The organism is Haemophilus haemolyticus (assembly GCF_003493605.1).
Taxonomy (GTDB): domain Bacteria; phylum Pseudomonadota; class Gammaproteobacteria; order Enterobacterales; family Pasteurellaceae; genus Haemophilus; species Haemophilus haemolyticus_J.
The window spans coordinates 171,726-190,641 of the sequence record NZ_QQKA01000002.1; the positions used below are offsets into that span (position 1 = coordinate 171,726).

16 protein-coding genes and 1 pseudogene are annotated in these 18,916 nt (G+C 39.0%); 15 read left to right on the plus strand and 2 right to left on the minus strand.

The genetic code is table 11. The annotated features are described in order from the left end of the window. Positions 1–60: 60 nt before the first annotated feature. Together DV424_RS02455 and tal are read left to right on the plus strand one after the other, a co-directional pair. Positions 61–927 (plus strand): VirK/YbjX family protein, encoded by an 867-nt coding sequence (locus tag DV424_RS02455; RefSeq protein ID WP_192880628.1) that lies wholly within the window; start codon positions 61–63, stop codon positions 925–927. Positions 928–1,050: 123 nt separating this feature from the next. Continuing rightward, a complete protein-coding gene (gene tal / locus DV424_RS02460; RefSeq protein WP_118858955.1) occupies positions 1,051–2,004 on the plus strand; it encodes a transaldolase in 954 nt (317 codons plus the stop codon). Positions 2,005–2,091: 87 nt separating this feature from the next. Here the strand turns inward: tal and aspA are convergent, their stop codons facing one another. Together aspA and ureA are read right to left on the minus strand one after the other, a co-directional pair. Further along, positions 2,092–3,510, minus strand: a complete 1,419-nt coding sequence (gene aspA / locus DV424_RS02465; protein WP_118858956.1) for an aspartate ammonia-lyase — start codon at positions 3,508–3,510, stop codon at positions 2,092–2,094. A gap of 213 nt (positions 3,511–3,723) precedes the next feature. Beyond that, a pseudogene (gene ureA, locus DV424_RS02470) lies at positions 3,724–3,958 on the minus strand (urease subunit gamma). 168 nt (positions 3,959–4,126) lie between these two features. Here ureA and DV424_RS02475 point away from each other — a divergent pair. From DV424_RS02475 to ispC, 13 genes are all read left to right on the plus strand, one after another. Then, a complete protein-coding gene (locus DV424_RS02475) occupies positions 4,127–4,417 on the plus strand; it encodes a co-chaperone GroES (RefSeq protein ID WP_005629492.1) in 291 nt (96 codons plus the stop codon). A 19-nt stretch (positions 4,418–4,436) separates the two neighbouring features. Further along, the gene (groL, locus tag DV424_RS02480; protein ID WP_005632790.1) at positions 4,437–6,080 is read left to right on the plus strand and encodes a chaperonin GroEL; all 1,644 of its coding nucleotides are present in this window, start codon (positions 4,437–4,439) and stop codon (positions 6,078–6,080) included. A 109-nt stretch (positions 6,081–6,189) separates the two neighbouring features. Then, positions 6,190–6,738, plus strand: a complete 549-nt coding sequence (locus DV424_RS02485) for a YecA/YgfB family protein (RefSeq protein WP_118858957.1) — start codon at positions 6,190–6,192, stop codon at positions 6,736–6,738. A gap of 11 nt (positions 6,739–6,749) precedes the next feature. After that, positions 6,750–8,042 (plus strand): Xaa-Pro aminopeptidase, encoded by a 1,293-nt coding sequence (gene pepP / locus DV424_RS02490; RefSeq protein WP_118858958.1) that lies wholly within the window; start codon positions 6,750–6,752, stop codon positions 8,040–8,042. A 102-nt stretch (positions 8,043–8,144) separates the two neighbouring features. Beyond that, complete coding sequence (gene uspA / locus DV424_RS02495) at positions 8,145–8,570, plus strand: universal stress protein UspA (RefSeq protein ID WP_005629483.1); 426 nt, start codon at positions 8,145–8,147, stop codon at positions 8,568–8,570. 187 nt (positions 8,571–8,757) lie between these two features. Next, positions 8,758–11,382: an alanine--tRNA ligase gene (gene alaS / locus DV424_RS02500; protein ID WP_118858959.1), complete on the plus strand. Its 2,625-nt coding sequence runs from the start codon at positions 8,758–8,760 to the stop codon at positions 11,380–11,382. 78 nt (positions 11,383–11,460) lie between these two features. After that, positions 11,461–11,652, plus strand: a complete 192-nt coding sequence (gene csrA / locus DV424_RS02505; protein ID WP_005625841.1) for a carbon storage regulator CsrA — start codon at positions 11,461–11,463, stop codon at positions 11,650–11,652. Positions 11,653–11,675: 23 nt separating this feature from the next. Continuing rightward, positions 11,676–12,563 carry a UTP--glucose-1-phosphate uridylyltransferase GalU gene (galU, locus tag DV424_RS02510; RefSeq protein WP_118858960.1) on the plus strand — a complete coding sequence of 296 codons (888 nt, stop codon included), beginning with the start codon at positions 11,676–11,678 and terminating at the stop codon, positions 12,561–12,563. Positions 12,564–12,697: 134 nt separating this feature from the next. Next, positions 12,698–14,071 (plus strand): argininosuccinate lyase, encoded by a 1,374-nt coding sequence (gene argH, locus DV424_RS02515; protein ID WP_118858961.1) that lies wholly within the window; start codon positions 12,698–12,700, stop codon positions 14,069–14,071. A 137-nt stretch (positions 14,072–14,208) separates the two neighbouring features. Further along, entirely contained in the window at positions 14,209–15,090 is an 882-nt protein-coding gene (gene hslO, locus DV424_RS02520) for an Hsp33 family molecular chaperone HslO (protein WP_118858962.1), read from the plus strand. 173 nt (positions 15,091–15,263) lie between these two features. Beyond that, a complete protein-coding gene (gene pckA / locus DV424_RS02525) occupies positions 15,264–16,880 on the plus strand; it encodes a phosphoenolpyruvate carboxykinase (ATP) (RefSeq protein WP_118858963.1) in 1,617 nt (538 codons plus the stop codon). Positions 16,881–17,030: 150 nt separating this feature from the next. Continuing rightward, on the plus strand, positions 17,031–17,588 hold the full coding sequence (gene frr, locus DV424_RS02530; RefSeq protein WP_005632773.1) for a ribosome recycling factor: 558 nt from the start codon (positions 17,031–17,033) through the stop codon (positions 17,586–17,588). 109 nt (positions 17,589–17,697) lie between these two features. Continuing rightward, entirely contained in the window at positions 17,698–18,891 is a 1,194-nt protein-coding gene (gene ispC, locus DV424_RS02535) for a 1-deoxy-D-xylulose-5-phosphate reductoisomerase (protein WP_118858964.1), read from the plus strand. The last annotated feature ends 25 nt before the right edge of the window (positions 18,892–18,916 follow it).

Consider the following 18,916-nt stretch of genomic DNA (forward strand, 5'->3'; position numbering starts at 1 on the left):
AATTTCCTGAAATTATGTCAAAATTTGCACCAAAATTATAACCAATTAATGGCAATCCAGATGACAACAAAAACAACTTACCAATGGCCTCAATCTAAGGATATTTATCCATATCGACCTGGGCGTTTTGATGCACCAAAACATTGGCGTTATAACTTACGTAGCTTTTTAAATCGTGGTTCAATTCGTCGCTTTGAACAATTTATCAATCAACATCCTTTTCTCGTCAATATTTTTAATACGCACTTGGATTATAGTTATCCCGTTGCTTGTCGTTTTCTGGATAAACGCTTCAACGCATCACAACGTTTTAATGCTGTTTGTGATAACCTTTTATTTTTACCCAAAAAACTTACCGCACTTTCTACGCCGTTATGGGAAAAACCATTAAGTTTTGGCGAAGTCATCCCTGATTTTGAAATGACATTAAGCATGACAACTCATCAACCGATGGAGGGGTATTGGGTATTGGAGCTATGGCATAAACCAAGAAATGAATTAGTCTATTTGCTTACCTTTGCCAAATTAGGCGATGCTCTACTCATTGCGGTTGTACAAGGTCCAAATTTTGAAGGTTCAAAGGAAATGGTGAAACAACTCACCAAATCATGCCACGGTTTGCGCCCAGCCTATTTAATGGTTGAAACCATGAAATCGCTCACAAAAATTCTAGGCTACGATAAATTGCTTGGTATTCCGCAAAAATACCAAAATAAATCTCGCTTCATTCAAAGTAAACAATACACAGTGGACTATGATGCAATTTTTGGTGAATCTGGCGGAGAATTAAAAGATTACTGGGAATTGCCTTTAGAAATGGATAGAAATCTAGATGATATTCCAAGTAAAAAACGTTCCATGTATCGTAAACGCTATGCCATGTTAGATGAAATAACTCTCACCATAAAAGACACCCTCAAGCTTTAAAACAATGGCGCAGATCAACGCCTGCGCCTATTTTTTCTATCGAAAAATTTTTCCTTTTAAGATTAAATTTATGCTATCGTAGCCGACATTATTCATTCCATTTCACTCGAATAGGAGATACAAATGACAACTCAATTAGATTCACTTCGTCAAATGACCGTTGTGGTCGCAGACACTGGCGATATCGACGCGATTAAAAAATATCAACCACAAGATGCGACTACTAACCCATCATTAATTCTAAGCGCATCTGCACTTCCACAATATGCGCCATTAATTGATGAAGCTGTAGCTTATGCAAAAGCTCAAAGCAATAATAAAGCACAGCAACTTATTGATGCAGAAGATAAATTAGCAGTAAACATTGGTTTAGAAATTTTAAAAATCGTTCCAGGACGTATTTCTACTGAAGTGGATGCGCGTCTTTCTTACAACACACAAGCAACGGTTGAAAAAGCGCGTAAATTAATCGCACTTTATAATGCAGCTGGCATTTCAAATGATCGTATTTTGATTAAAATTGCTTCAACATGGCAAGGTATCCGTGCTGCAGAAATCCTTGAAAAAGAAGGCATTAACTGTAATTTAACCTTATTATTCTCTGAAGCACAAGCTCGTGCTTGTGCAGAAGCCGGCGTTTACTTAATTTCTCCATTTGTAGGTCGTATTTTAGACTGGTACAAAGCAAACTCAGACAAAAAAGAATATGCGCCAGCAGAAGATCCAGGCGTTATTTCTGTTACCAAAATCTATAATTACTACAAAGAATATGGCTACAACACCGTTGTGATGGGCGCAAGCTTCCGTAATGTAGGCGAGATTACTGAACTTGCAGGTTGCGATCGTTTAACCATTGCACCAGCATTACTGAAAGAATTGCAAGAAAATTCAACCGCACTTGTACGCAAACTAGAATACAAAGGCGAAGTAAAAGCGAAACCACAACCATTAACAGAAGCTGAGTTCTACTGGCAACATAACAGCGATGCAATGGCCGTTGAAAAATTAGCAGAGGGTATTCGTAAATTTGCTATTGACCAAGAAAAATTGGAAACCATGCTTTCAGCAAGACTTTAATCCATAATTCAATATAAAAAATAACCGCACTTTTGAGTAATCAAAGTGCGGTTATTTCTATTCGAGGACTGAATAAATCATTCAGACTTATTTATTTAATTTCGCTTTGTAAGTTGGGTTCATTAAGTTTTCTACAGAAAGAATGTCATCTAACTGTTCTTCTGTTAATAAACCTTTTTCTAACACAACTTCACGTACACCTTTGCCTGTTTGCGCACAGATTTTACCCACTAAGTCGCCATTGTGGTGACCAATAAATGGATTTAAGTAAGTCACAATACCAATTGAATTAAACACGTAGTTTTCACAAATTTCTTTGTTTACAGTGATGCCATCCACACATTTATCGCGTAAGTTCACACAAGCATTCGTTAAGATATCGATAGATTCGAACATTGCTTGACCAATCACGGGTTCCATTACGTTTAATTGTAATTGACCTGCTTCAGATGCAAAGGTCACAGTGGTATCGTTACCAATTACTTTAAAGCATACTTGGTTCACCACTTCTGGAACAACTGGGTTTACTTTTGCAGGCATGATAGAAGAGCCCGCTTGTAATTCAGGTAAGTTAATTTCTTTAATGCCAGCACGTGGGCCAGAAGAAAGTAAACGTAAGTCATTACATACTTTAGAAAGTTTCACAGCAGTACGTTTTAATGCACCGTGAACCATGACATAAGCACCACAGTCAGATGTTGCTTCAATCAAGTTTTCCGCCGGTACGCAAGCTAATCCAGTTACTTCAGCAAGGTGTTTTACGACTAATTCTGTATAGCCTTGTGGAGTATTTAAACCCGTACCGATTGCAGTCGCACCAAGGTTTACTTCAAGGAGTAAACCAGCAGTACGTTTTAAGTTACGTACTTCTTCTTCAAGCAATACCGCGAAAGCTTTGAATTCTTGACCAACAGTCATTGGCACCGCATCTTGTAATTGGGTACGACCCATTTTTAAGATGTTCGCAAACTCTTTTGCTTTATTATCAAAACCATCGTGTAAATATTGAATTTTATCGATTAATTTTAAGATGCTGTTGTATACCGCAATACGGAAACCGGTAGGATACGCATCGTTAGTTGATTGGCTTGCATTAACGTGGTCCATTGGGTTAATCACGTTATATTCGCCTTTTTTATGGCCAATTTTTTCAAGCGCAAGGTTAGCAACCACTTCATTGGTATTCATATTGACAGAAGTACCTGCACCACCTTGATATACATCTGATGGGAATTGATCTAAGCATTTTCCCGTGGTAAGGATTTCATCACAAGCTGCTACAATCGCTTTTGCAATATCAGCAGGAATTGCACCTAATTCACCATTGGCTAAAGCCGTTGCTTTTTTCACCATCACCATGCCACGTACAAACTCAGGCACATCAGAAATGGTTACGTTAGAAATATTGAAATTTTCTACCGCTCTTAATGTATGAATCCCCCAGTACGCATCTGCTGGTACATCACGTTCACCGAGTAAATCTACTTCTTTTCTAAATTGAGTCATTTTAATCACCTTTTCTGGTTAGTTAATTTGACGCCATTATAGAAATTTTAAGGAGAAAAAACTTGACCGAGATCACATTTTCAAGAAATGCTCTCAAGACATATTTTCATTTTTCGGATTAGTTTTTTTAGGGGAAAATAAGTTTTCTATCAATCTTACGCAGCTTTTAACTGCTCACCAATTTTCTCAAACAGTTTCTGAATTTGCTCTGCTCTATGCCCTAACACTCACACGGTACAACCTGATTACATCATCAACGGTTAAAAGTGTTGAGCCATATTGCATCACTTCAGCCACGCTCATTCCGTCTCTTGCTGCCTCTTGTAAATGGCTCGCAATATAAGCAATGGTTTCTGGATAATTTAATTCCTCTCGCTTTACGTTTTGCAGCCAATTCACCGGCCAAAAAGAGCATTAGCTTTTCTTGTTCTCTTGATGTTAAGTGTATATCTTCATTCCTTCATTTATTTATCGCACAAAGAGCGGCGAATTTTACGTAAAAAATCCAAATAGGGAAAACATTTTGTCAGAATTTTTTTATTCATAGCCCTTGAAAGCGAAAAAATGTTCCTTATATAAAAACCGCACTTACAAATTCTTAAGAAGGAAATTAATCATGAATATTCGTCCTTTACACGATCGTGTAATTATTAAACGTGAAGAAGTCGAAACCCGTTCAGCTGGCGGTATCGTATTAACAGGCTCAGCGGCGACCAAATCAACCCGCGCGAAAGTATTAGCAGTGGGTAAAGGTCGTATTTTAGAAAATGGAACCGTTCAACCATTAGATGTGAAAGTTGGCGATACCGTCATTTTCAACGACGGTTACGGCGTGAAAAGCGAAAAAATCGATGGTGAAGAAGTATTAATCATTTCTGAAAATGACATCTTAGCAATTGTAGAATAATTAAATAAGGGAAAAGAAAATGGCAGCAAAAGACGTAAAATTTGGTAACGACGCACGCGTAAAAATGCTTAAAGGCGTGAATGTATTAGCCGATGCAGTAAAAGTAACCCTTGGCCCGAAAGGTCGTAATGTAATTCTAGATAAATCGTTTGGCGCACCAACTATCACTAAAGACGGTGTGTCTGTTGCTCGTGAAATCGAATTAGAAGATAAATTCGAGAACATGGGTGCACAAATGGTGAAAGAGGTTGCCTCTAAAGCCAATGATGCTGCAGGTGACGGTACAACCACTGCAACTGTACTTGCGCAAGCTATCGTAAATGAAGGCTTAAAAGCAGTAGCGGCAGGTATGAATCCAATGGATTTAAAACGTGGTATTGATAAAGCAGTAAGTGCGGTTGTTTCTGAGCTTAAAAATTTATCTAAACCTTGTGAAACAGCAAAAGAAATTGAACAAGTAGGGACTATTTCTGCAAACTCTGACAGCATTGTGGGTCAATTAATCTCTCAAGCGATGGAAAAAGTGGGCAAAGAAGGGGTGATTACTGTTGAAGATGGTACGGGCCTTGAAGATGAATTAGATGTGGTTGAAGGTATGCAATTCGATCGTGGTTACCTTTCTCCATATTTCATCAACAAACCAGAAACTGCAACGGTTGAATTAGATAATCCATATCTTCTTCTTGTAGATAAAAAAATCTCTAACATTCGTGAATTACTTCCTGTGTTAGAAGGCGTTGCGAAAGCAGGTAAACCGTTATTAATCATTGCTGAAGATGTGGAAGGCGAAGCCCTTGCAACCTTAGTGGTGAACACGATGCGCGGTATCGTGAAAGTTGCAGCAGTGAAAGCGCCAGGTTTTGGTGATCGTCGTAAAGCAATGTTACAAGATATTGCGATCTTAACTGCTGGTACCGTGATTTCTGAAGAAATCGGTATGGAGCTTGAAAAAGCGACATTAGAAGATTTAGGTCAAGCGAAACGTGTTGTTATCAATAAAGATAACACAACCATTATTGATGGTATTGGTGATGAAGCACAAATCAAAGGTCGCGTGGCTCAAATTCGTCAACAAATTGAAGAATCAACTTCTGACTACGACAAAGAAAAACTTCAAGAACGCGTGGCTAAATTAGCTGGCGGTGTGGCTGTAATCAAAGTAGGCGCAGCAACTGAAGTTGAAATGAAAGAGAAAAAAGACCGTGTAGATGATGCATTACATGCAACTCGTGCAGCGGTTGAAGAAGGTATCGTTGCGGGTGGTGGCGTTGCATTAGTTCGCGCAGCAGCGAAAGTTGCAGCTAGCCTAAAAGGTGACAATGAAGAACAAAATGTGGGTATCAAACTTGCATTACGTGCGATGGAAGCACCTTTACGTCAAATCGTCACTAACGCGGGTGAAGAAGCATCTGTTGTGGCAAGTGCGGTTAAAAATGGCGAAGGAAACTTTGGTTATAACGCAGGTACAGAACAATACGGCGATATGATCGAAATGGGTATCTTAGATCCAACTAAAGTAACTCGTTCTGCGTTACAATTCGCAGCATCTGTAGCAGGCTTAATGATTACCACTGAATGTATGGTAACCGAGCTTCCAAAAGATGAAAAAGCTGACCTAGGCGCAGGCATGGGCGGTATGGGTGGAATGGGCGGAATGATGTAATTCGCTCATCATCAAATAAAAAGTGCGGTCGTTTTTCCACAAGGAAAAGCGATCGCTTTTTTATTTACAAAGGTTTACACTAATTTCAAATTTACTCAGGACATCTATTATGCTCATTTCTCATTCTGACCTTAACCAACAACTTAAATCTGCTGGAATCGGCTTTAATGCAACAGAACTACACGGCTTTTTAAGCGGTTTACTTTGTGGTGGCTTAAAAGATCAAAGTTGGCTACCGCTCTTATATCAATTCAGCAATGATAATCATGCTTACCCAACAGCATTAGTTCAACCCGTTACAGAACTTTATGAACAAATTAGACAAACCTTATCAGATGTTGAAGGATTTACCTTTGAGCTTGGTTTAACCGAAGATGAAAATGTCTTTGCCCAATCGGATAGCTTATCTGACTGGGCAAACCAATTCTTACTTGGTCTTGGCTTAGCACAACCTGAATTAGCAAAAGAAAAAGGCGAAATTGGCGAAGCCGTAGATGATTTACAAGATATTTGCCAACTCGGTTATGATGAAGACGATAACGAAGAAGAACTTGCGGAAGCGCTAGAAGAAATCATTGAATATGTTCGCACCATTGCTATGTTGTTCTATTCTCATTTCAACGAAGGAGAAATTGAGAGCAAACCTGTATTACATTAAGGAGATCTCGAATGGAATTGGCTTATATGGCTGAGTTGCCTAAAGAAGAGTTTTGGGAACGCCGCACACGAGTATTCGCTCAAATGCAACCTAATTCGGCATTATTACTTTTTTCTGAAATCGAAAAACGCCGTAATAATGATTGTACCTATCCTTTCCGTCAAGACAGCTATTTTTGGTATTTAACGGGCTTTAACGAACCGAATGCGGCACTGTTATTACTGAAAACAGAACAAGCAGAAAAAGCTATTATTTTTCTCCGTCCACGCAATCCGTTACTTGAAACTTGGAATGGTCGCCGATTAGGTGTTGAGCGTGCACCACAACAACTTAATGTAAATGAAGCCTATTCTATTGAAGAGTTTGCTACCGTACTGCCAAAAATACTAAAAAACCTGACCGCACTTTACCATGTGCCAGAAATTCATACTTGGGGTGATAAATTAGTGACAGAAAGTGCGGTGAGTTTTAGTGAGACTTTAGATTGGCGACCAATGCTCAACGAGATGCGCCTTATAAAATCGCCTAATGAAATCAGATTAATGCAGCAAGCGGGACAAATTACGGCTCTAGGGCATATTAAAGCGATGCAAACGACACGCCCAAATCGCTTTGAATATGAAATTGAAAGCGATATTTTGCATGAATTTAATCGCCATTGCGCAAGATTTCCTTCTTACAATTCCATTGTTGCAGGAGGAAATAACGCCTGTATTTTGCACTACACAGAAAATGATCGCCCATTAAATGATGGGGATTTAGTACTCATTGACGCTGGCTGTGAATTTGACATGTATGCAGGCGATATTACCCGCACTTTTCCTGTAAATGGAAAATTTAACCAGCCTCAACGTGAAATTTACGAGTTAGTTTTAAAAGCACAAAAACGTGCGATTGAATTACTTGTACCAGGCAATTCCATTAAGCAAGCCAATGATGAAGTTATTCGTATTAAAACTCAAGGATTAGTGGATTTAGGTATCTTAAAAGGTGATGTCGATACACTCATTGAACAACAAGCTTATCGCCAATTTTATATGCATGGATTAGGCCACTGGCTAGGGTTAGATGTGCATGATGTAGGTAGCTATGGCCAAGATAAACAACGGATACTCGAAATCGGTATGGTGATTACCGTTGAACCCGGAATTTATATTTCAGAAGATGCTGATGTGCCAGAGCAATACAAAGGCATTGGCGTGCGCATTGAGGACAATTTACTCATGACTGAATATGGTAATAAAATCCTAACCGCAGCGGCTCCCAAAGAAATTGCAGACATTGAAAATTTAATGAATTTTTAATAAAAATGTTTAAATTGTGATCTAGTACACAGTTTTTTATTACTCAAAATGTTAGCATTGGAGCCAGTTAAAAAGCCGAACCAATCAGTTAAGGAGTCGATTATGTACAAACACGTTTTAGTGGCAGTAGATCTTTCTGAAGAGAGTCCAGTTTTACTTAAAAAAGCGGTTGGGGTTGCAAAACGCCATGAAGCAAAACTTTCTATCATCCACGTTGATGTGAACTTCTCGGATCTTTACACTGGATTGATTGATGTGAATATGTCTTCAATGCAAGACAGAATTTCCACGGAAACACAAAAAGCCCTATTAGATTTAGCTGAAAGTGCAGATTATCCAATTTCAGAAAAATTGAGTGGCAGTGGTGATTTAGGACAAGTTCTAAGTGATGCCATCGAACAATATGATGTAGATTTATTAGTGACGGGACATCACCAAGATTTTTGGAGTAAGTTAATGTCTTCAACACGTCAAGTGATGAATACGATTAAAATTGATATGTTGGTTGTTCCGCTTAGAGATGAATAATTAACAAGAAATTGTTTTTTGAATAATCTGAAATAACTTAAATTTTAACCGCACTTCTCAAATAGCGTCGTGAAGTGCGGTTTTATTTTGGGGTTTTGGCAAAAAGCCTTTTTATAAATTTCAAAAATATGCAAAAATAGTACGGTTTAGTTTTTATTTTTATTATGGGTAACAAGGATTCTTTTTAATGAAAACAACAGCAGAAATAAGACAATCATTCCTTGATTTTTTCCATAGCAAAGGCCACCAAGTAGTTGAAAGTAGCTCACTTGTGCCGGAAAATGATCCGACTTTGCTTTTCACGAACGCTGGGATGAACCAATTTAAGGATGTATTCCTTGGAATGGATAAACGCCCTTATTCTAGAGCCACCACTGCGCAACGCTGCGTACGCGCAGGCGGTAAACATAACGATTTAGAAAACGTGGGTTATACCGCACGTCACCATACATTCTTTGAAATGTTAGGAAACTTCAGCTTCGGTGATTATTTCAAACACGATGCGATTAATTTTGCTTGGGAATATTTAACTTCGCCACAATGGCTTAGTTTACCTAAAGAAAAACTATGGGTAACCGTGTATGAAACCGATGACGAAGCCTACAATATCTGGAATAAAGAAGTCGGTGTCCCTGCTGAACGCATTATTCGCATTGGTGACAATAAAGGCGCCCCTTACGCATCAGACAACTTCTGGGCAATGGGCGATACGGGTCCTTGCGGTCCTTGTACTGAAATTTTCTACGATCACGGTGATCATATTTGGGGCGGACCTCCAGGCTCACCAGAAGAAGATGGCGACCGCTATATCGAAATCTGGAACGTTGTGTTTATGCAGTTCAACCGTTTAGCAGATGGCACAATGGAAAAATTACCACGACCATCGGTTGATACCGGGATGGGGTTAGAGCGTATTTCTGCTGTATTGCAACATGTGAACTCAAACTACGAGATTGATATTTTCAAAACATTAATCGCAAAAACAGCTGAAGTTGTAGGTACAACAGATTTAAGTAATAAATCATTACGTGTTATTGCTGACCATATTCGTTCTTGTGCATATTTAATCGCAGATGGCGTTATTCCATCAAACGAAGGCCGTGGTTATGTATTACGTCGAATTATTCGCCGCGCAGTTCGTCACGGTCACTTATTAGGTGCCAAAGAAGCCTTTTTCTATAAACTCGTGCCAACTCTAATTGAAGTAATGGCAGAAGCAGGCAAAGACGTAAAAGCAAAACAAGTAAATGTTGAAAAACTATTACGTTTAGAAGAAGAACAATTTGCTCGCACTCTTGAACGTGGCTTGAGCTTATTAGATGAAGCCCTTGCTCAAGTGAAAGATGGCGTTCTTTCAGGTGAAGTTGCATTCAAACTTTATGATACCTATGGTTTCCCATTGGATTTAACGGCTGATGTATGTCGTGAGCGCAATATCACCATTGATGAACAAGCGTTTGACCGTGAAATGGAAGCGCAACGTACTCGAGCTCAAGCCGCGAGTCAGTTTGGTGTGGACTACAACAGCGTTATTCGTGTAGATGGCGAAACTAAGTTTGAAGGCTATACTGAAGTCGAATCTCAAGCAAAAATCACCGCACTTTTCCATGATGGTAAATCAGTGGAAAGTATCGAAGCGGGTCAAAGTGCGGTCGTTATTTTAGAAAATACGCCGTTTTATGCAGAATCAGGTGGCCAAATTGGCGATAGCGGATATTTAAGCGCACAAGGCGTGACCTTTAATGTTAAAGATACCCAAAAATATGGGCAAGTATTTGGACACATTGGAGAATTAACGCAAGGAAGTTTGAAAGTTGGGCAATCAGTGAATGCTATTGTGGATGCAGAACGCCGCCATCACACATCACTTAATCACTCAGCAACACACTTATTGCACGCGGCCTTACGTCAAATTTTAGGTCAACATGTTGTGCAAAAAGGCTCACTTGTTTCAGATAAAGCCTTACGTTTTGACTTTGCACAACCTGAAGCAATTACAAAAGAACAACTAACTCAAATTGAAACATTAGTAAACCAAAAAATCCGTGCTAACTTCGCAGTTCAAACGGATATTATGGACATTGATTCAGCAAAAGCTAAAGGGGCAATGGCGCTCTTTGGCGAGAAATATGGTGATAAGGTTCGCGTATTAACCATGGGCGATTTCTCAATTGAGCTTTGTGGTGGTATTCACGCAAAACGCACTGGGGACATTGGTCTATTTAAAATTATTACTGAAAGCGCAGTGGCGGCAGGTGTTCGTCGTATTGAAGCTGTAACAGGTCAAAATGCCATTGACTGGTTACATAATCAACAACGTATTCTGATCCAAAGCGCAGACTTATTAAAATCAGACGTAAATACCTTAGCGGAAAAAATCCAGCAACTTCAAGACAAAGCGAAGAAAGTGGAAAAAGAATTGCAAGGTCTAAAAGAAAAAGCCGCAATGCAGGCTGGTTCTGATTTTATAAAAAGTGCGGTGAAAATCAATGGTGTTTCTGTTATCGCACAACAATTAGACGGCATAGAAACAAAGTCATTACGTGTGATGGTCGATGATTTAAAAAATCAACTAGGCTCAGGCGTAATCGCATTCGCATCGATCTTAGATGAAAAAGTCAACCTTGTCGTTGGTGTAACAAACGATTTAACTACCAAAGTAAAAGCTGGAGAGCTCGTTAATTTAATGGCTCAACAGGTCGGGGGTAAAGGCGGTGGTCGTCCGGATATGGCAATGGCAGGAGGCTCCCAACCAGAAAATGTGGCACAAGCAGTTAAAGTGGCGCAAGACTGGTTAAACAAAAATCTGTAGTACAAGCCGGTTGGTGGGATGCCAACCCTTCCTTGATTGATAGGGATATCTAATAAATGCAAACTAAGGAGATAAAAGATGTTAATCTTGACTCGTAAAGTTGGCGAAAGTGTACTTATTGGAAATGATATTTCTATCACGATTTTGAGTGTACGTGGAAACCAAGTTAAACTCGGTGTAGAAGCGCCTAAAGAAGTATCCGTTCACCGAGAAGAAATTTACCAACGAATTAAACAGATGAAAGATGAACAATTAGACAGTTCATCATAATCATAAATAATGGATTTTATATTATGAAAGCAATTATTCCTGTAGCCGGTCTAGGTACACGTATGTTGCCTGCCACGAAGGCAATTCCGAAGGAAATGCTTACTTTGGTTGATAAACCATTGATTCAATACGTGGTAAATGAATGTGTTGCAGCTGGCATAAAAGAAATTGTGCTTGTCACGCATTCATCAAAAAATGCTATCGAAAACCATTTTGATACCTCTTTTGAACTAGAAACTATGCTAGAAAAACGTGTTAAGCGTCAACTTCTAGAAGAAGTGCGTTCTATCTGTCCAAAAGATGTAACTATCATGCATGTTCGCCAAGGTAATGCAAAAGGACTTGGACACGCTGTATTGTGCGGTCGCCCACTTGTAGGCAATGAGTCATTTGCCGTTGTGTTACCTGACGTATTGTTAGCAGATTTCAGTGCAGATCAGAAAAAAGAAAATCTTTCTGCAATGATTAAACGCTTTAATGAAACTGGCGCAAGCCAAATTATGGTAACGCCTGTTCCACAAGAAAATGTGAGTAGCTATGGTGTTGCAGACTGTGGTGGCATAGTTCTTAATGGTGGTGAAAGTGCAAAAATTAATAGCATTGTTGAAAAACCAGCCGTTGAAGATGCGCCATCAAACCTTGCTGTAGTGGGTCGTTACGTTTTCTCAGCAGCAATTTGGGACTTGTTGGAAAAGACGCCAATCGGTGTTGGCGATGAAATCCAATTAACCGATGCTATTGATATGCTCATTGAAAAAGAAACTGTTGAAGCATTCCATATGACAGGTGAAACATTCGACTGTGGTGATAAAATTGGCTATATGGAAGCTTTCGTAGAATACGGTATTCGTCACGAAAAATTAGGTAAAGAATTTAAATCCTTTATCAAAAATTTGGCAAAAACGCTATAAATAGCACTAATACAGATAAAATGGACAAAATGAAAGATTTTGTCCATTTTTATTTTATTATTAATATAGAATATTGCTTTATGAATAAATATGCACAATAATAGAATAATTAATTAAAATAAAAAGGAAAGATTATGGCACTTTGGGGTGGGCGTTTTACGCAGGCCGCGGATAAACGTTTTAAAGATTTTAATGACTCATTACGTTTTGATTATCGTTTGGCAGAACAGGATATTCAAGGCTCGATTGGTTGGTCCAAAGCCTTAGTGAAAGTCAATGTATTAACTATCGAAGAACAGCATCAACTTGAACAAGCACTAAATGAATTACTTGTTGAAGTGCGGTCAAATCCGCAAGCAATTTTACAAGATGATGCTGAAGATATTCATAGTTGGGTTGAAAGTAAGCTAATTGATAAAGTAGGCAACCTTGGTAAAAAATTACATACCGGCCGTAGTCGTAACGATCAAGTGGCTGTAGATATAAAACTATGGTGCAAACAACGTGTGGTTGAATTACAAGAATCAGTACGTAATTTGCAACGCCATTTAGTTCAAACCGCAGAAAACACACAACAAGCAGTAATGCCTGGCTATACCCATTTACAACGAGCGCAACCAATCACTTTTGCGCATTGGTGTATGGCATATATGGAAATGTTCGACCGCGACTATTCACGTTTAACAGATGCGTATAATCGAATGAATACCTGCCCACTTGGTAGTGGTGCGCTGGCTGGTACAGCTTATGCCGTAGATCGTGATTCACTTGCGCATGATCTTGGTTTTGCTTTCGCGACTAGAAATAGCTTAGATAGCGTATCTGATCGCGATCATATCGTCGAGTTGCTTTCCATCGCATCCCTCAGTATGGCACATCTTTCCCGCTTTGCTGAAGATATGATTATCTTTAACAGCGGAGAGGCAAATTTCGTGGAATTATCCGACCGCGTGACTTCTGGCTCATCATTAATGCCACAAAAGAAAAATCCTGATGCATGTGAGTTAATTCGAGGCAAAGCCGGCAGAGTGATCGGCTCATTAACAGGCATGCTAGTCACCTTAAAAGGTTTGCCACTTGCGTATAATAAAGATATGCAAGAAGACAAAGAGGGCATTTTTGATGCCTTAGATACTTGGCAAAACTGTGTGGACATGGCAACGTTCGTATTAGATGAATTGAAAGTAAATGTTGAACGTACTCGTGAAGCCGCGTTAAAAGGCTATTCAAACGCAACTGAATTAGCGGATTATTTAGTCTCTAAGGGCGTACCTTTCCGAGATTCCCATCATATCGTAGGTGAAACGGTTGTTTATGCCATCGAGAAAGGCAAAGGATTAGAAGATCTTACTATCCCTGAATTCCGCCAATTTAGTGAAGTAGTGGGAGATGATGTTTACGAGATTCTTTCCCTCCAGTCTTGCTTAGACAAGCGTTGTGCAAAAGGTGGTGTATCGCCATTGCGTGTTGCCGAAGCTATTGCAGAAGCCAAAACAAGGTTTGCTTAATCATATTTTAACGCGTATATCACAATTGGATTTCACAAGACTCCCTTGCAATCCTCTGAATAGCCCCAATTATGAGTAGCAACACTTAAAAGTGCGGGAAAAACTACCGCACTTTTTATTTCAATTAGGAATGATCAATGACCAATCAACAAGACTATACTCAAGACAATGACAAGCTTTACCGTTATCTTTTCCAAAATCGTGCGGTTCGTGGAGAATGGGTTCGTTTAAATAAAACATTTACTGATACATTAAATACCCATCAGTATCCTAAAGCAGTACAGGATTTATTGGGTGAAATGATGGTGGCGACTAATTTGCTTACTGCCACACTAAAATTTGACGGCAATATCACCGTACAAATTCAAGGCGATGGTCCATTACGCTTAGCATTAGTAAATGGCAATGATCAACAACAAATCCGCGCCCTTGCTCGAGTGGATGGGAACATCACTGAAAATATGAGTCTGCATAATATGATTGGTAAAGGCGTATTGGTCATTACTATTGCACCAAAAGAAGGTGAACGCTATCAAGGTGTAATTAGTCTGGATAAACCGACGATCACAGAATGCTTAGAAGATTATTTTGTACGCTCAGAACAGCTTCAAACTCAATTAATTATTCGTACTGGAGAATATGAAGGAAAGCCAGTGGCAGCAGGTATGCTATTACAGATTATGCCTGATGGTTCTGGTACACCAGAAGATTTTGAGCATTTAACTACGCTCGCAGCAACAGTAAAAGACGAAGAATTATTTGGTCTCCCTGCAGAAGAGTTACTCTATCGTTTATATCACGAAGAAACCGTCAATCTTTATCCTGCACAAGATGTACAATTTTTCTGTGGCTGCTCTGCAGAGCGTTCTGGTTCTGCATTATTGCTCATCTCCGATGAAGAAATTGACGAAATATTAGCCGAGCATAAAGGCAGTATTGATATGCAATGTGAATGTTGTGGCACTCACTACTTCTTTAATAAAGAAGCGATTGAAAAATTAAAATCAACAAAACTTTAAAAACAATCCCGACGCCATGTCGGGATTTTTGATCTACATCATTAATACACCTAAAAATAGGTAATGGAGAGCTATAATTTTTTAAAAATGAGATCTAGTTAACATTTTTTTGCATTGACATTCTTTAGAATAGGCGACAGTTAAATTTTAATCTTAAATATTAGAGGTGACTTATGACAGACTTAAACAAGGTAGTAAAAGAACTTGAAGCGCTAGGCATTTATGACGTAAAAGAAGTTGTCTACAATCCAAGCTACGAGCAATTGTTCGAAGAAGAAACTAAACCGGGTTTAGAAGGCTTTGAAAAAGGTACTTTAACTACGACGGGTGCAGTAGCTGTAGATACTGGAATCTTCACTGGCCGTTCACCAAAAGATAAATATATCGTATTAGATGAAAAAACCAAAGATACTGTTTGGTGGACATCTGAAGCAGCGAAAAATGACAACAAACCAATGAACCAAGCTACATGGCAAAGCTTAAAAGACTTGGTAACTAACCAACTTTCTCGTAAACGCTTGTTTGTCGTTGATGGTTTCTGTGGTGCGAGCGAACACGACCGTATTGCAGTACGTATTGTAACTGAAGTTGCATGGCAAGCACACTTTGTGAAAAACATGTTTATTCGCCCAACTGAAGAACAACTCAAAAATTTTGAACCAGATTTCGTTGTAATGAACGGTTCTAAAGTAACCAATCCAAACTGGAAAGAACAAGGTTTAAATTCAGAAAACTTCGTTGCCTTCAACTTAACTGAGCGCATTCAATTAATCGGTGGTACTTGGTACGGCGGTGAAATGAAAAAAGGTATGTTCTCAATGATGAACTACTTCCTACCACTTAAAGGTGTTGGCGCAATGCACTGCTCAGCTAACGTAGGTAAAGATGGTGATGTAGCAATCTTCTTCGGCTTATCTGGCACAGGTAAAACAACACTTTCAACCGATCCAAAACGTGAATTAATCGGTGATGATGAGCACGGTTGGGATGATGTGGGTATCTTTAACTTTGAAGGTGGTTGCTATGCGAAAACCATTCACCTTTCAGAAGAAAATGAACCGGATATTTACCGCGCTATCCGTCGTGATGCATTATTAGAAAATGTGGTTGTTCGTGCAGATGGTTCTGTTGATTTCGATGATGGTTCAAAAACAGAAAATACTCGCGTGTCTTACCCAATTTACCACATCGATAACATTGTAAAACCAGTTTCTCGTGCTGGTCACGCAACGAAAGTGATTTTCTTAACTGCAGATGCATTTGGAGTATTACCACCAGTATCTAAATTAACACCAGAACAAACTAAATACTACTTCTTATCTGGTTTCACTGCAAAATTAGCAGGTACTGAACGTGGTATTACCGAACCAACTCCAACTTTCTCAGCATGTTTCGGCGCAGCGTTCTTAACCCTTCACCCAACTCAATATGCAGAAGTGTTAGTAAAACGTATGCAAGCAGCTGGTGCTGAAGCTTACTTAGTGAATACTGGTTGGAATGGTACAGGAAAACGTATCTCAATCAAAGATACTCGCGGAATCATTGATGCAATCTTAGATGGCTCAATTGAAAAAGCAGAAATGGGCGAATTGCCAATCTTCAACTTAGCAATTCCTAAAACATTACCAGGTGTAGATTCTGCAATCTTGGATCCTCGTGATACTTACGCAGATAAAGCACAATGGCAATCAAAAGCTGAAGACTTAGCCGGTCGCTTTGTGAAAAACTTTGTTAAATATGCAACTAACGAAGAAGGCAAAGCTTTAATTGCAGCTGGTCCTAAAGCTTAATTAAAAATACTAAAAATATTAACCGCACTTTGGGTAACTGAAGTGCGGTCATTTTTTATCTGTTTTCAAGCTGATAAATGTATTCAAAAATTGACAAAAATCCAGTAGAATCACCACGTTTTAACTTTCGTCAATTAAAAGGACAATGTAATGCTTAACCAAATTAAAAAAGATGCTCAAGATCGTATGGAAAAAAGCCTTGAAGCATTAAAAGGTCATATTTCAAAAATCCGTACAGGTCGCGCACAACCGAGTTTACTTGATGCAATTCAAGTTGAATATTATGGTGCGGCGACCCCACTTCGCCAATTAGCAAACGTAGTGGCAGAAGATGCGCGTACTTTAGCCGTAACTGTTTTTGATCGTTCTTTAATCTCTGCGGTAGAAAAAGCAATTTTAACCTCAGATTTAGGTTTAAACCCATCTTCAGCGGGTACCACAATCCGTGTTCCGCTTCCTCCATTAACAGAAGAACGCCGTCGCGATTTAATCAAAATCGTAAAAGGCGAAGGTGAACAAGGTAAAGTTGCGGTTCGTAATGTGCGTCGTGATGCGAATGATAAAATCAAAGCATTATTAAAAGACAAAGAAATCAGCGAAAATGAACAACATAAAGCGGAAGAAGAAATCCAAAAAATCACAGATATTTACATTAAAAAAGTAGATGAAGTATTAGCGGATAAAGAAAAAGAATTAATGGATTTCTAATCATAAAAAATGCGAAAGGCAGACAGTTTTGTCTGCCTTTATTTTATTAGGTATGCGAATTTAGACGTACCAATGAAAATATAATCAACAAAAGTGCGGTAAAGATTCTATGCAAAAACAAAACATTGTCATTCTTGGTTCAACGGGATCAATCGGTAAGAGTACCCTTTCTGTTATCGAAAATAATCCTCAGAAATATCATGCATTTGCGCTCGTCGGCGGAAAAAATGTAGAAGCAATGTTTGAACAATGCATAAAATTCCGACCGCACTTTGCGGCTCTTGATGATGTAAATGCTGCTAAAATTTTACGTGAGAAATTAATTGCGCATCATATTTCAACGGAAGTATTAGCAGGACAACAAGCTATTTGTGAACTCGCAGCACACCCAGATGCCGATCAGATAATGGCATCGATTGTTGGTGCAGCAGGATTGTTACCGACGCTTTCAGCGGTTAAAGCAGGTAAACGGGTATTACTAGCAAATAAAGAATCATTGGTAACCTGCGGACAGCTTTTTATTGATGCCGTAAAAAACTATGGCGCGAAGCTTTTACCAGTAGACAGTGAACATAATGCGATCTTTCAATCGTTACCCCCAGAAGCACAAGAAAAAATTGGCTTTTGCCCACTTTCTGAATTAGGTGTAAGTAAAATTATACTCACCGGTTCTGGCGGGCCATTTCGTTACACACCACTAGAACAGTTCGCTAGTATCACACCAGAACAAGCAGTTGCACACCCTAATTGGTCTATGGGAAAAAAAATCTCTGTCGATTCAGCTACAATGATGAATAAAGGCTTGGAATACATTGAGGCTCGCTGGCTTTTCAACGCAAGTGCGGAAGAAATGGAAGTCATTATTCATCCACAATCGATTATTCATTCTATGGTACGGTATGTTGATGGCTCAGTTATTGCTCAAATGGGAAATCCAGATATGCGTACCCCAATTGCAGAAACTATGGCATATCCTCACCGCACTTTTGCTGGAGTAGAACCACTCGATTTCTTTAAAATCAAAGAACTGACATTTATTGAACCTGATTTTAATCGCTATCCGAATTTAAAACTGGCTATTGATGCCTTCGCTGCGGGTCAATATGCGACAACAGCAATGAATGCAGCTAATGAAATTGCTGTACAAGCATTTTTAGATCGTCAAATTAGCTTTATGAATATTGCAAAAATTAATGCAAAAACAATTGAGAAAATTTCGCCTTATACCATTCAAAATATTGATGATGTACTTGAAATTGATACGCAAGCAAGAGAGATTGCGAAAACGCTAATTGGGGAATAGGCCTAGAATAACTAGGTCTAGTTTA